At 41.9% G+C, this 14,502-nt stretch carries 13 protein-coding genes; 5 read left to right on the top strand and 8 right to left on the bottom strand.

Going from position 1 to position 14,502, the window contains the following annotated elements:
* Positions 1–76 precede the first annotated feature (76 nt).
* Positions 77–2,575: an EAL domain-containing protein gene (locus BIZ38_RS05730; protein WP_187489818.1), complete on the top strand. Its 2,499-nt coding sequence runs from the start codon at positions 77–79 to the stop codon at positions 2,573–2,575.
* A 47-nt stretch (positions 2,576–2,622) separates the two neighbouring features.
* Positions 2,623–3,432 (top strand): DUF2797 domain-containing protein, encoded by an 810-nt coding sequence (locus BIZ38_RS05725; protein ID WP_138619125.1) that lies wholly within the window; start codon positions 2,623–2,625, stop codon positions 3,430–3,432.
* On the opposite strand, the gene BIZ38_RS05720 is transcribed toward BIZ38_RS05725, so the two are convergent.
* The gene (locus BIZ38_RS05720; protein WP_187489817.1) at positions 3,419–5,932 is read right to left on the bottom strand and encodes an EAL domain-containing protein; all 2,514 of its coding nucleotides are present in this window, start codon (positions 5,930–5,932) and stop codon (positions 3,419–3,421) included. The two genes, BIZ38_RS05725 and BIZ38_RS05720, sit on opposite strands and share 14 nt — an antisense overlap.
* A 78-nt stretch (positions 5,933–6,010) precedes the next feature.
* On the opposite strand from BIZ38_RS05720, the gene BIZ38_RS05715 reads away from it, so the two are divergent.
* Positions 6,011–6,304 carry a hypothetical protein gene (locus tag BIZ38_RS05715; protein WP_138619121.1) on the top strand — a complete coding sequence of 98 codons (294 nt, stop codon included), beginning with the start codon at positions 6,011–6,013 and terminating at the stop codon, positions 6,302–6,304.
* Here BIZ38_RS05715 and BIZ38_RS05710 read toward each other — a convergent pair.
* From BIZ38_RS05710 to BIZ38_RS05685, 6 genes are all read right to left on the bottom strand, one after another.
* A complete protein-coding gene (locus BIZ38_RS05710) occupies positions 6,301–7,221 on the bottom strand; it encodes a histone deacetylase family protein (RefSeq protein WP_138619119.1) in 921 nt (306 codons plus the stop codon). The genes BIZ38_RS05715 and BIZ38_RS05710 overlap by 4 nt on opposite strands.
* Before the next feature lie 67 nt (positions 7,222–7,288).
* Positions 7,289–8,836: a serine hydrolase gene (locus BIZ38_RS05705; RefSeq protein ID WP_187489816.1), complete on the bottom strand. Its 1,548-nt coding sequence runs from the start codon at positions 8,834–8,836 to the stop codon at positions 7,289–7,291.
* The gene (locus BIZ38_RS05700; RefSeq protein ID WP_187489815.1) at positions 8,833–9,348 is read right to left on the bottom strand and encodes a gamma-glutamylcyclotransferase family protein; all 516 of its coding nucleotides are present in this window, start codon (positions 9,346–9,348) and stop codon (positions 8,833–8,835) included. The genes BIZ38_RS05705 and BIZ38_RS05700 overlap by 4 nt, the downstream gene beginning before the upstream one ends.
* A 7-nt stretch (positions 9,349–9,355) precedes the next feature.
* On the bottom strand, positions 9,356–9,976 hold the full coding sequence (locus tag BIZ38_RS05695) for a LysE family translocator (protein WP_187489814.1): 621 nt from the start codon (positions 9,974–9,976) through the stop codon (positions 9,356–9,358).
* Positions 9,977–9,982: 6 nt separating this feature from the next.
* Entirely contained in the window at positions 9,983–10,765 is a 783-nt protein-coding gene (locus tag BIZ38_RS05690; RefSeq protein WP_187489813.1) for a hypothetical protein, read from the bottom strand.
* A 3-nt stretch (positions 10,766–10,768) separates the two neighbouring features.
* Complete coding sequence (locus BIZ38_RS05685; protein WP_054551027.1) at positions 10,769–11,239, bottom strand: CreA family protein; 471 nt, start codon at positions 11,237–11,239, stop codon at positions 10,769–10,771.
* A gap of 103 nt (positions 11,240–11,342) precedes the next feature.
* On the opposite strand from BIZ38_RS05685, the gene BIZ38_RS05680 reads away from it, so the two are divergent.
* A complete protein-coding gene (locus tag BIZ38_RS05680; RefSeq protein ID WP_187489812.1) occupies positions 11,343–11,930 on the top strand; it encodes an outer membrane beta-barrel protein in 588 nt (195 codons plus the stop codon).
* A 10-nt stretch (positions 11,931–11,940) separates the two neighbouring features.
* Entirely contained in the window at positions 11,941–12,270 is a 330-nt protein-coding gene (locus BIZ38_RS05675; RefSeq protein ID WP_187489811.1) for a 5-carboxymethyl-2-hydroxymuconate Delta-isomerase, read from the top strand.
* A gap of 1 nt (position 12,271) precedes the next feature.
* Here the strand turns inward: BIZ38_RS05675 and BIZ38_RS05670 are convergent, their stop codons facing one another.
* Positions 12,272–14,401, bottom strand: a complete 2,130-nt coding sequence (locus BIZ38_RS05670; protein WP_187489810.1) for a winged helix-turn-helix domain-containing protein — start codon at positions 14,399–14,401, stop codon at positions 12,272–12,274.
* Positions 14,402–14,502 lie beyond the last annotated feature (101 nt).

The raw sequence follows: 14,502 nt of genomic DNA, 5'->3' as shown, positions 1-14,502 counted from the left end.
TCTGAAAAAAGCGCAGTTTATCTGCGCTTTTTTAATGCTACACTATGAGAATATTTACCTAGATAAAGAACTAATTTTGAATAATAAAGCACTGAAATATAACTTTGTTTCATTTCTTATTCTGACAATTTTGTTTTTTATCATTGCTACCCTAGCTGCACATTTAGCCAGCCCTACCCGCTACACCATAGATAAAACAGCCCCCATCTACAGTAATACGGCGTATCGAATAGATAGCAGTAAAGCGCTAACACTCGAGCAGTTTTTAGCTGAGCCAGACAAGCTTAAACATCGCCCTTTTAAAGATGTTGAATGGGATTTAGCTGCGCAAGATTATTGGTTAAAGCTTGATTTAGAAAACCGTCAAGCTAAGCCTGTGGAGCTGGCGATTCACTTTGACAACCCTATGGTTGATTACCTTAGCGTTTATCATGTTGATGATACAGGGCAGCTTATAGATACAACCGAGCTAGGTGATAAAATCTCTGGCCTTAGTTTGTTTCAATACAGTACACCGCACAGCATGCTCACCATGCAGGGCTATGAACAAACATCCCTCATTATAAAAATAGATACGGTTGGGATTAGCAAAACACCTATTAATATTTATGGTGAAAAAGAGTTTCAAGACCTACTACGTTCGCAATCAGGAATTTGGGGGATCTTCATTGGTGTGCTGATCATGGCAGCTCTGTATAACTTGGTATTATTTTTAGGGATCCGTGACCGCGTCTATCTTATTTATATAGGCTACATCATCTCAGCACTACTACTTATGGGCTCAGTGCTAGGCTTTGGTTTTTATTTATGGCCGTTATCGTGGCAAATCTTTTTTAATGAGCAAGTGGTCTTCAGTAACTACGCGATTGCATTTTTCACCGTCGCCTTTTGCACCATGTTCTTACGCTACCATAAAGACAATTGCCGCTTATACAAACTCAGTATCAGCTTTTTAGCCTTGCTGTTCAGCCTCGGTTTGCTCAGCTTTTTTATGTTGGAATACCATTCCTCGAAAATCTTTTTTGCCATCATGGTGCCGTTATACATTTTATGTATTTGCATGATTTACAAAAAGTTGGTGAGTGGTTTTCGGTGGGCAAAGTTTTACGTCATGTCGTGGGTGCCACTGATTGTAGGCGCTGCCATTCAGCCATTAGAACTAACGGGCTTTATTCCCTACAGTTTTGCTGTTAGGCACATATTTTTAGTCGCCATTCTCTGTGAGATTGTGCTTATGGCAATGGCGCTGGCAGACCGTGTTCGTTATCAACGTGAAAAAGCGCTGTATCATGCAACCCATACGCAACAAACTGAGCTACTCAACCAAGCAATGCTCAAACAAGCCTATATGGCGATTACCTCGGAGCAAAGACTCGCTAACCTTTGTTTAGTGAAAATAGAGCAATTCAATGCCCTTATGAGCATTCTAAAGCCAAGCCAAAGCAGCCAAATAATTATCACTGTTGCCCAATCGCTAGAGCATCAAATTAATAAAAATAGGCAATTTATTAATTTAGAATCAGCGTTAGATAACAGTCCAAAAGTGGCTGACTTAGGCAATGGTGTACTGGCTTTTATTTCGACCAAAATTCAATCGAAAGCAGAAATCTATCAAGAACTTAGCAATATATGCAAGCAGCTACCTAAGCAATATAAAGTGGCAGGCTTAGACCTTCAGCTTTATTACCGCTATAGCATTACTGAACCGGTGAGTGATGATGGCTTTGATATTTGGCTGCAACGTGGCTACTTAGGTTTATCGCAAAAACATCAAAATATAGACTTTAGTAAAGCTCATATTGATATGGATGTGAGCCTTGCTGCTGAGTTACAACAAGCAATGCGAAGTAATACCTTAGCTATTTACTTACAACCCATTATTAGTTTACGCAGCGGTGCTATTTCTGGTGCAGAGGCATTATTACGCTGGCCAACAGCAGGTAAACATCTTGATATTGAGCAACTCATTTTATTGGCTGAGCGCACTGGTTTAATTAACGAATTGAGCTTATGGGTGATTGATCAGGCTTGCCTAGCCGCTGCAAAGCTTAATCGACAAGGCTATCGCGACCATACCATTAGCGTTAATTTAAGTGCTAAGAATCTCGCGATCCCTAAGCTGGTCGAAAAAGTCGAAAACACCATTCTAAAACATGGCATTACTGCGGATCAGTTAAAGTTTGAATTAACTGAGTTTGCGCTTATAAAGAACCATGATGAAATGGTCAGCTTTATCAGCGAACTCAATAAACTCGGTAGCAAGGTGGTACTCGATGATTTTGGTACTGGTTACTCGTCGTTAAACTACTTAGTAAATTATTCTTTTAGTACGATTAAAGTCGATAAGAGCTTTATTCTGGATTTAGTGAATAACACTACCAACCAAGTGGTGGTAAAAACGGCCATTGATATGGCCCATAACCTTGATATGAATATCACCATCGAAGGCATTGAAGACCAAGAAACAGAAAAAATGCTGATCAAGATGGGCGCAGATCAAGGGCAAGGCTATTATTACAGCAAAGCGGTGCCGATTAATGAGTATCTAAGCTTTATTGCCTCACAATTTAAATAGGCCGTGTTACACTGCCCTTTTTTAACATCTTTAGGGGCCATGTAAAGATGCAAGGTACGATCAGAAAATTAAAGTCGACACTGACCTCTCCTGTCGAATATCAATTACCTATCGGTGATGAGCTAGTTTCATTAAATGACTATATTGGTATGCCGCTCACGCTAACTTTCACCGGCAATATTTTTTGCTGTAACTGTGGTAAGAAAACCAAGAAAAGCTACTCTCAAGGCCACTGTTTTGTGTGTATGCGCAAACTGGCTAGCTGTGACATGTGTATCATGAAACCTGAAACGTGTCACTTTGATAAGGGCACCTGTCGTGAGCCACAGTGGGGTGAAGAAAACTGCATGATCCCGCATTACGTGTATTTAGCCAACACCTCAGGCCTAAAAGTAGGTATTACCCGCCATACTCAAATTCCTACACGCTGGATTGACCAAGGTGCGACGCAAGCTTTACCTATCTTCAAAGTACAAACCCGCCTTCAATCGGGTTTAGTTGAGGTTGCTTTAGCCGAGTTTATTGCTGATAAAACCAATTGGCGAAACATGCTAAAAGGCCAATCTGAAGCGATTGATTTAAAAGCTGCGGCAGCAGAGTTGATCCCACAAATTGATGCTAAGCTGAGTGAACTTGCAGAGCTATTTGGCGCAACAGCCATTGAAAAGCTCGATGAAGAGGTGGTCGAGCTAGACTACCCAGTAAGTGAATACCCAAGCAAGATCAGCTCTTTCAATTTTGATAAAGCACCAGAAGTATCGGGTATTTTAAAAGGCATTAAAGGCCAGTACTTAATTTTTGATACTGGCGTCATTAATATTCGTAAATTCACTTCTTACGAAATTAGCCTAGCTTAGGCTCTTTTTCGGTATTGAGATAAAAGTCATACCATTGCTGCTTCGCTATTGGGCGGCAAAAGTAATAGCCTTGAATGGTATCGCAGTTAAGTGAACGTAAGTAATTTAACTGCTCTACCTTCTCTACCCCTTCCGCGACAACATGAATACTCAAGCTTTTCGCAAGGCTAATAATCGCCGTAACAATTTCACTATTACCGTATTCATCGGGCACTTTTGCGATAAAGCTGGCATCTATTTTTAACGTATCAATTGGCAGTTTGGTTAAGTAGCTTAAAGCCGAATAGCCCGTGCCAAAGTCATCTAACGTTATATGCACGCCTAACTTTTTAAGCGCGAGTAACTCTTGCTTAGCCTCACTAAAGTGGCTGATAAAACAGCTTTCAGTAAGCTCTACTTCAAGCTTGTGTGGGTCTACATCGTAACGCTCGAGTAAGCGCTCAACATTTGATGCTAGTTGCCCCTGACGTAAGTGATTAGCCGAAATATTAATTGCTAAGCGCCCTGCTTCAATGCCTTGTTGCTGCCATTTTTCTAACTCTTTACAGGCCTGCTCGATGACCCATAAATCAAGTTTCACAATTAGGCCTAGCTCTTCAGCAAGAGGGATAAACTTAGCAGGTGAAATCACTCCAAGGTTTGGCTCATGCCAACGTAACAGTGCCTCTACTCCTAAAATTTTGCCTGAATTTAATTGCTGCTTGGGTTGGAAATAAAGCTCAAACTCATCGCTTTCGATGGCGCTTTGTAATCGGCTCATCATAGCCAATCGCTCTAAAGAGCGTGCATTCATCGCCGGTTTGAATAATTGAAATGAATTACGGCCCACCTCCTTAGCACGGTACATAGCAATATCAGCATGCTTAAGCAGTGTAGCGCTATCTACGCCATCATCAGGGTAAACCGCCGCGCCAATAGAAGCTGTAATTGCAACCACATGCTCGTTAATAGCAAGCGGCATACTCACCTGCTGCAAGACTTGTTCGGCAAAGTTGAGCAGTGTTTCAACCCGATTTACTTCGCATAATAAAACAAACTCATCGCCACCTAAGCGCGCAAGAGTATCCCCTTCAGGAAGAATTGATAAAATACGCTCTGCCACTTGCTGCAATAAGTTATCACCAGCGTCATGCCCTAAGCTGTCGTTCACCTCTTTAAAGCGGTCTAAGTCGATAAACATCACTGCTAATAGATCATGGTTTCGTTTGGCAGAGCTCAGCGCAATAGAGAGTCTGTCATGAAATAAGCGCCGATTAGGCAGGCCGGTTAATTCGTCGTAATAGGCAAGCTGGGCAATTTTTTCTTCGGCACGTTTGCGCTCTGTAATGTCGCTAAAAATTGCCGCATAAAGCACTTCATCAAAGTTAGGGTCTTTAATTTGGATAATGGTGAGCCACTCTACAAACTCTTCACCATCTTTTTTGCAATTGCAGATCTCCCCTTGCCAGACCCCTTCGTATTCAATGGCATGCCACATTTTTTGATAAAACGAACGGCTATGTTTTGTAGAGCTTAAAATATTAGGGCGCTTTCCAATTACTTCATGCTCAGCAAAGCCGGTCAATTTAGTAAAAGCAGGGTTAACTTGAATAATCGTGCCGTCTTTACGGGTTAGCATGATGCCATCGAGTGAGGCATCAATAATTTTATTTGCCAAAAACAAGTTACGTTGTGACTTTTGCAAAGCAATATCACGCTGCTCAATTGCCCGCTCAAGCTCGCAGCAATAAGCTGACTCGATCTCAGTGATCAAATCAGCATATGAAATCACCCCGCAAATTTCATCATCTCTGACCACCAAATGACGCACATTACGATCTGTCATAGTGCGATACGCATCAAATAAACTGCTTTCACAATCAATTTCAATGAGCGGGTAGCTGGCATATTGCCAACAAGGATTTAGCCACTCAGTTTGAATGATCAGCTCGACAATATCACGCTGAGTAATAATACCGTGCAGTTCAAGCTCTCGGTTATAAACCAGTACACTATCAAGGCGGCCTGCGCGCATCAGTTGCACAACCTCTTCTATCGGTGTTTGCGCATCAACTATCTCTAGGTCAGTGCGATACTGCTCATGAATAGGCCGAAATTGTAGGTAGTGGTCCAAACCTTGGTTATGCACAATATCTGACAGGTTCAACATACCTGCAGGCTGATTCTCGCTATCCATCACCAATAAATGACGAATACCATGCTGTTGAAAACGCAGGGTTGCATCACTGACTGAGCATTGATTCGGCACCGTAATAACAGGCGCTGACATAACCTCGTGAATGGCAAGGTTCTTATAGAGCGGGCTGCTGATGTCAATTTTCAAACAATCAGCCTCAGTCCAAATACCAACAACAGACTGTTCATGCTTGATAAAAATCGCCGTTACATTGTGAACATGCATCAACCTCACCGCATCGACCAAAGGCGTATGCGCAGGACACGATACCAGCTTTTGCGAAAAAACATCACTCACCTTTTGATGTCGTCTTGGTTGATTCATAAGTAGACTTTCCTAGTTCTTACATGAATTGGCAATTATAATCATTTCAACCTCGGCAGCTTTGACACAGGACAATAAATGCACTCATCATTTCCTAAGATTATTTTTACAGACCATGAATTAGCATTAGTAGAAGATGAAGCCGATATAGAAAGCTTTTTATATGGCTTAAGTGAAGAGCAGCAACATGAAGCGATGCTACTTTTGGCAACAGGGCAGTATGTCAACTTGCAAGGAGAAAGCGTGAAAGCGTTAACTGACGTTGAACTTGCGAATAAAGTAACAGAGCATCTAGCACAAGAGGGAGTATGCTGTTTAAGTAAGGTTACTAAGCTTACACCAACGCAAGCCTTTGCGATGCTGGCAGATTAAGGCGCATCCACCAGCGCTTTAATGTGCGCAACGGCACTACGACCTAGAGCTGATAAAGCATAGCCCCCTTCAAGATAAGAGATAATCCCTTTGCAATCTTGCTGCTGACAAAATTCAGCTAATTGGGTGGTTAGCCATGCGTAATCGTCTTCAACAAACTTCAGGCTTGCCATGTCATCTTCAAGGTGAGCATCAAACCCGGCGCTAATAAACAACAGTTCAGGTTTAAATTCATTGAGTTTTGGTAGCCACTGCTCAAGATAAACAGCTTTTAAGTCATTACCATCACTGGCAATTGGCAGCGGTGAGTTCACTAACGTCGCGTTATTTTCAACGGCGGTATTTGGGTAAAACGGGTGTTGAAACAAAGAGCAAAACAACACAGTGTCATCATCTAAAAAGATATCTTGTGTGCCGTTGCCGTGGTGTACATCAAAGTCCAAAATAGCGATGCGTTTTACACCTTTGCTTTGCGCGTACTTCACGGCAATGGCTAGGTTATTAAAAACGCAAAATCCTGCAGAGGTACTGCGGTTTGCATGATGTCCTGGAGGTCTAACAGAACAAAACGCTGCATCCAGCTTATCAGCAAGGATTTCATCAACGGCGAGTAATCCAGCGCCAACGGCTCGCTCAATCGCTTTCATTGAATCTGGGCACAACCAAGTGTCGCCGTCTAATTCAGCCAGCCCTTCAGCGGGAATTGTTTGCTCTACATGGCTTACCAAAGGTTCATCATGAGCACGTAAAAAGTCGTCGCGGCTGGCTTTAGGAGCTTGTAAGTGAGTAATTGCTATATCAATACCACTTGCTAGCAAGCGGTCGGTGATCACATCTAAACGCGCGGGGCATTCGGGGTGATCCTCAATCATTTTATGTTTACGACAAAATGGATGTGAGATAACAGCCGTTCTCATAATACGCTCCTTGAATTATTTTCCCCAGTATAACAAAGCCACCTAACGGTGGCTTTGCGACTTTGGTTTACTTTTTAGCGCGTAAATCTAAATTCCTAAAGTCAAAACTAAAGTCTGTCACCGCCGTTGAGACAGCGCGCATTTTCGCACTACTCACTCGGTTATCAGGGCTCATTTGAAACTCAATATACGCATCTGCTTCAAGTAACTTTTCATCCCACTTCACAATGAACGTATTGCCGGTGTAATGCTCAAGCTGACCTTTCAAACGCTTTGTATGTGTAAAATCAATACGTAGCTGGCTATTTAACTCTTCAATAACCACATCACCATACCAGTTGTCATGCAGCGTGCCTGTGTAGTTGATGTTCGGCAATTTTGGTTGATAATCCGCAGGTGTTTCTGGTTTTGCGTTTGCGTAAGCTTCTTTTTTACCTTCAAAGTGCTTTTTAGCAAGATCTTCAACCCAGTCTTTATCTTCAAGATCTAATGCATCTTCTAGCACTTCATAGGTCACTGCAGAGAGCGCGCTGAATGCTTGCTGGTTACTCAGAATAACAATACCGAGGTTTTTCTCAGGTACTAAAGTCACTTGAGACACCATACCTAAGATACCACCACCGTGGCCTAGCTTTTTAATGCCGTGGAAATCTTCAATGCTCCAACCTAAACCATAACCTCTAAATTGTTGGTGGTAAGCTTCATAAGCACTTTTTGATGCCATTGAGGTAATGTGCGGATGCCACATTTGTTGCTGCTGCTTTTCAGTGAATAACTGCTGGCCATTTGGCATTTTGCCATGAGCAAGCTGCGTGCGTAGCCATTGGCTCATGTCGCTCACGCTTGATGCAATCGCACCTGCGCCACGGAAATCTTCAAGGTAGTTCACAAAAAATGGATGAAGTTGACCATCCATTGGAATATGACCTGTCGCCCAGTTTTTATTGCTACTAGGAATGCGTGAAAAACCTGCACGTGAGTTTTTCATATCAAGTGGCTGAAGAATATTCTTCTCGATGTAATCATTCCAGCTCATGCCTGAAACACGGGCTACTACCTCACCGGCTGTTACAAACATTAAGTTGTTATACGCGTATTTACTGCGAAAGCTACTCGCTGGTTTTAAGTATTTAAGACCTGCGATGATTTCCTCAATTGATTTGTCAGTATCAGGCCAAATCATTAAGTCGCCTTGCCCTAACCCCAAACCGCTACGGTGGCTTAGTAAATCGCGAATGGTCATTTCACGCGTGACATAAGGGTCATAAAGACGAAACTCTGGTAGATGATCAATCACTTTGTCATCCCAACTCAGCTTACCTTCATCAATTAGTTTAGCTAACGCTGCTGCGGTGAATGCTTTGGTGTTTGACGCGATACCGAATAAGGTGTCTTTATTTACTTTTTTACCCGTATCAAGGTTTGCGATCCCAAAGCCTTTAGCTAATACGACTTTATCATTTTCAACAATCGCCACTGCCATACCCGGCACATCAAAACGTGCCATTGAAGTTTCGATTACTTTTTCAATTTTCTTACTATCGATATCAGCATAACTGTAAAACGAACAGCTTGATAACAGCGCCGCGGCAACGGCTAATTTACGAAATGTCATAATGTCCCTTGGTGATTTTTATTGTTGTGAATAGCGAATTCTTTCGCTGCTCGGGTTTTATCTGGATCATCGCAACTTGGTCTTGCGAGTATTGCTTCACTGTAATGATTTGGTACACCTGCTTCAAGCGCTCCGCGATGAACATGCTGAAGATACCAGTCGAATGGCAGTAAAGACTCATCTAAGGTGTTAGCTATATAACAATGGGCAGCAAGTTGCTCGCCATCGATGAGTTCAACGGTGATATCCACACAGTCATAACGCGGCCCTTCAATATCATCAAGAATCGACTTTTCAGCTTCGTTTAACTGATACACAACACCATATACCAAGGCATCTGCCTGATCTGTTTTGCGCACGCTACACTTTGCAGAGCCGTCGGTACTTACCATATCAAACGTCAGCTCATAGCCCTTTAAAATAGCTGTGCCTACCCGCTTTGCTTCAGGCAGCCTTGCCAGCAATCTGCTCGATGACATATTTGAACCAAATGAAAAGTTATATAGCGTCATACTTACCTCACACAACAACGCGAATAGCTAAGGCAATTAAAATCACGCCAATGCCTCTATCAAACCAGTATCCGCTTTTTAAGAAAAATGCTCGCACTGATGCTTTTGATAACACCAATGATAAAAATGAAAACCATAGCCAAGTCGCCATTGCCATATACACGCCATAACCAGCCTGCACTACAACAGGTGTTTCAGGGCTTATTACAAGAGTAAACAACGACATAAAAAACAGTGTTGCTTTGGGATTAAGGGCATTGGTAAAAAAACCGCGTCGAAATGCTTTATACACCGATTCAGGCTCAGCAGGGGCAAGGGTTTGCTGCGTGCTATCGCTAGGTTTTGCGCTTCGTAAAGCTTGCACACCCAAGTATGCCAAATAAGCCCCTGCAAGGTATTTTAAAGCCATAAATAAGCTAGGTGTCTGGGATAAAATTAATGCTACACCTAATACACAATAAGCAATATGCAGCAAAATAGCCGCACCAACCCCAGCACTGGTCCACAGCGCATTTTTACGACCTTGTTGAATACTTTGCTTTAGTACAATTGCAAAGTCAGGACCTGGGCTTGCTACCGCAAAAAAGTGAGCTATGGCTATCAATAAAAACTCATCTAAATACTGCACTTAATATTACCCTACTGCTTGTTCATCTAATGCCAATAACAACGGATTTGCACTGTCATTTACCAATGCTTTAATTTGCTTTTGCGCTTTTTTATATTGGCTGCGTAAATGGGGCTTTAAAAACTTCTTCGACTGATTATCCCCTTTAAAATGCGTAACCAGCGCATGCATAAACAGCGTTTGTGGCTCAGTCAGCGCTGCTTGGCGATTGGCATAAGGGTTATAACCGCAGCCACAGCCTCCTTTAAATTGATACACCGTATTACTCATCATCACCCCAAAGCCTAAATAGCATGCCAACGCATCGCTCGCTTGCGGTAAGTACTCTTTACCACCGGGAGGTAAGACACCCACATGCTGAATCAAAATGGTTGCTAAGGTACCAGCAAAACTTGCCACTAAATCTTGCGGTTGATTGATTTGGTTCGGGTTAAACGAGATATTCACCGGATGATTTGCCGGCACAATTAAACTCGCCTCGCTACCGCGTAAATTGTCTTGAAATTCAAAGTGTGGAAACACCTGAGGTGTAAGCCCAGATGGCGCAACTAAGTTAATTGGCCACGCCTGCATCCCCGCATAATCAACAACTCGGCTAAATACTTTTTCAGCCATTTCACTGACGCTCGATACCCTATCCGGAAAGAACTGCCCGTTAGGTAAAATGATTTGTGTGTGTTTTAAAAAATATTCACTATCAAAGTGTTCAACAGCCCATAAAAAGGTATCGATTAACCACTGCTGCTCTTGCTCATCAACAACTGGGGCTGACTTAAATAACGCTAACATAAATTACTCTTGTGATTGTGCCCACTGCCATGCATCCGTATTGTAAAGAGGCACGGTTGATAAAGCATGATGATGGCTGCCGCTCGACTCTTTCGTTGAATAAGACAAATATAATAAAGTGCGTGTTGGCGCATCATAAATACGACGCACTTTTAACGACTTAAACAAAATACTTTTCGATGACTTAAACACCACTTCGCCCGATTTACTGCGGTCAATTTGTTGTAATTGTTCAGCGGTTATAGGTCCTGTTTGACGACAAGCAATAGACATATCAGATGGATCAGCAAAATCAAGATTCGCTTCAATATGGCTAATGTGGCAAGTAACACCGCTTATAAGCGGGTCTTGTTGTGATACCACTTTAATATCTTTGGTAGTGAATAGCCCCAAACTCACCGAAGCTGCGTCATCCGAGCAACCGCTCAACAAAATCAGTGGCGCAGTAAGTGCAGCTAATTTTAGTAACTTCATCCTAGTGTTCCTTATTAAAAAGCGATAGTTGTCCGTTTACAACGATTTGCTTGCTATGTTTCAATACTATCTCAAAATATCTTCAACAACGAGCACCTAAACAATGAAAAAATCGCTTGGTTTACTGTGTTTAATGTTCTTAAGTAGCACCGCTCACGCTGGCTACTCTATTAGCGCTGGTTTCGGCAAAAACTTTACTAACTCGGTGCAAACCGAAGAAAACCTAAAAATTGAGCTTGAGGATGACAGCCATTTTACTGTCAGCCTAGATAGAACCCTTAATAATACCCGCTATGGCTTCTTTTATTCAGCTACCAAACTCGACATGAAAGACCAAACCAACAAGCAAGTCGAGATGCAATACCTGCTATTTCAAAGTGCTATAGAAGTACCATTAGCAAATCGTATGGTAGGTTTTGTTGGTGCTCAAATTGGCGCAAATCATGTCAGCACAGATTTTGCCGACTCCGATACGTTTTTTACCACAGGTCTTTATGGTGGCGCCGAGTATTTATTTACTGATCAAGCACGGGTTTATATTGAAACTCGCTGGTTGGCAACTATTGTAAATAATGCAAGTAACGTATCATGCACATTACCAGCATCTGAAGACAGCCAATGTCTATGGCACTTTGATGGTGATGTATTAAACCAATTTCAAACAAACATCGGTTTTAGTTACCGCTTTTAAGGAAAACCCCATGCCGCACATTGTTATAGAACACTCAGAAGACTTGCCAATTCTGCCACAAGTGTTAGTTGAAAAAGTTCACCAAGCCGTTTTTGACTCAGGCTTATTTGAACTTTCGACCATAAAGACTCGTGCAATCGCTTATCAACATTACGAATTAGGTGAAGGTAAAGATGGCTTTATACACATCGGCGCATCAATTATGGCAGGAAGAACCGTAGAGCAAAAGCAGATGCTTAGTAAGCAATTATTAAATTGCTTAAGAACATACTGCCGCCGCTCGTATAGTCTAAGCGTTAATATTTATGATATGGATGCTGATATCTATCGTAAGTGCTAGCTTAGTTTGGTAAATAAGCTGCGGGTAAACGCTTGATTTCTATCTCAGGCGATAGATACGCAGTGTAAACCAACCAACGTTCATCGGGTATGTAGGTCAGACCCGATGAACGGCTATAAGCGCGCTCAGGCAAAGCAATTAAATCATGATGTTGCTTACTAGCTAAGTCATAGTAGCTAATACGATAATCACCTCGGCGCTCTTTATAATAATAAATACGCCCTTCATGATACGCGTTTTTTGCTACTCGTAACCACGCATATTTGCGCGCCAACTTAACATCGTTCACCAGCATTTCTTCAACACCCGTATCATGATGTTTAATCCAAATAGCATGGCGCGAATTGGTAAATAAAATATCGCCCGATTGTGTTTCAACGCCATACTGTGCTGGCATTTCAACAGCTTTTCCTTGGTTTTTTCCTGATAAATCATAACGGTAAAGATAGTCACCATCAGAGACTAAAAAATGCTGACTATCAGCACTAAACTTAGGTTTAGCAGCATAGCTAAATGGCAGTTCGATTTGTTGGCTTTGCTCTACTTTGAAATCATAAAAATATAAACGAGCGCTGCCGTTATCGTTCAATGAAAACAAGATATAACGTCCATCGGCTGACCAGGTCGGGTCACGGATCTCAGCGGTACTATGTGAAATATTAGTAAGCTGTTTTCGCGAGCTACTATCGGGGTTTACAATCCAAAGCTGCGAACTGCCTGACTCATTCGACACATACAGCAGTTTATTTTGCTGCTGATTATATTCAGGAAATAGCGAGCTAAAGTTAGTCGACAACATAGAAAATGGCGAGCTTGCCACCTGTTCGTCTATTTTCAGTCGCGTGATTACCTTATCTAAATCCCATTGATGATAATAAACACTGCCATCGCCACTGAAGTTAGGTGAACTCATACCAGCAATTTGCGTGTTGATTAAGGTTTTATTCTTAATATCATAAAAATAGCCATAACGCTTAGCGCCCTCAACTGCACTAAACGCCAATTGCTCTTTAGACGGATGCCAATCTACACCATGAATATCAACAAAATCATGAGTTAGCCGTTGGCTTTGCCCTGTTTTTACATCTATTAAAAACAACGCTTTTTGGTTGTTTTTAACATTACGCGTAACCACAACTCGCTGTGCATCGGGCGAAAACGACACTGACTCATACACAGTTTCGCAGTCATCATTACAAGGAATAACTGTTTCTTTTGTTTGTTTTTCCTGTAACCCAAGTAGCTTGATACGAGTCACCCTGTTGCCTGACTGCCCAGTGTGATCTGCAATGTAGGCTAGAGTTTTGCCATCACTACTGATATCAAGATCTGCTGCATAGCTATTACTGCACTCGCCAAGTACAACACTGGTGGCATTCACCAAAGACAGTTTTACAATTTCACAAACATCTGACGCCATTCGGTAATAGTATAAAGTATTTGAGTCTGGGCTAAACACAGAGCGTCCTTCAGTAAAAGGTGAGTCTGTTAATTGCTTGGCTGGGTGTTCAGGAAAATGTAAATCGCGTAAATAGAGGTTATTTTGTTTACCAAGTTGTCGCCATGAATACACCAAATAGTGTTGATCATCTGAAATTGAAGGATAAATCTCACGACCAGGGCTTGCCGTCACACTTTCGATGCTATTAAGTGGCAACACAAAGCTTGAATTGATTTGCTCTGAGGGCGATGAGAACAACCAATATATTCCCACTAGGCTTATTAAACAAAAAGCCACAAACAACTGCCTTATTTGTACTGCTGTGATACTAAAGCCCTCGGTTTTTACTTCATCGGCTGTAGCTATTGGTTCAGGCTTTAACAGTACCCGGTAACCCGTTTTACGTAATGTCTCTATATAAGTTTGTTCTGGGTCGAGTTCTTTAAATGTTTTTCGTAAATGCCAAATAGCATTCGTTAACGCTTTTTCCCCAACATAAAAATTACCTTCCCACACATGGTTAATAAGATCTTCACGGGTGATAGGTTCAGGGTAGCGCCCAACTAAACAACCTAATAGCTCAATAAATTTAGGCTGCAAAAGCTGTTCACTGCCATTGCATATCAGTTTATTTTCGAGCGGGTTAACAACACATGGGCCCAGCTGATAAGCGCGATTAGATGTTTCCATTAACTCTAAATAAAACCTCATTTTAGATAAACAGCAGTGTAAGCCCCTACCAATCTAACGTAAAAGCCAAGTATTAACCAGTCTAGAATTGCAATTTAATT

Origin of the sequence: Pseudoalteromonas sp. BZK2, from assembly GCF_014349195.1 — a bacterium.
GTDB lineage: Bacteria > Pseudomonadota > Gammaproteobacteria > Enterobacterales > Alteromonadaceae > Pseudoalteromonas > Pseudoalteromonas simplex.
Note: the sequence above shows the minus strand (reverse complement) of the source record. Positions and strands in the feature narration are given on the sequence as shown.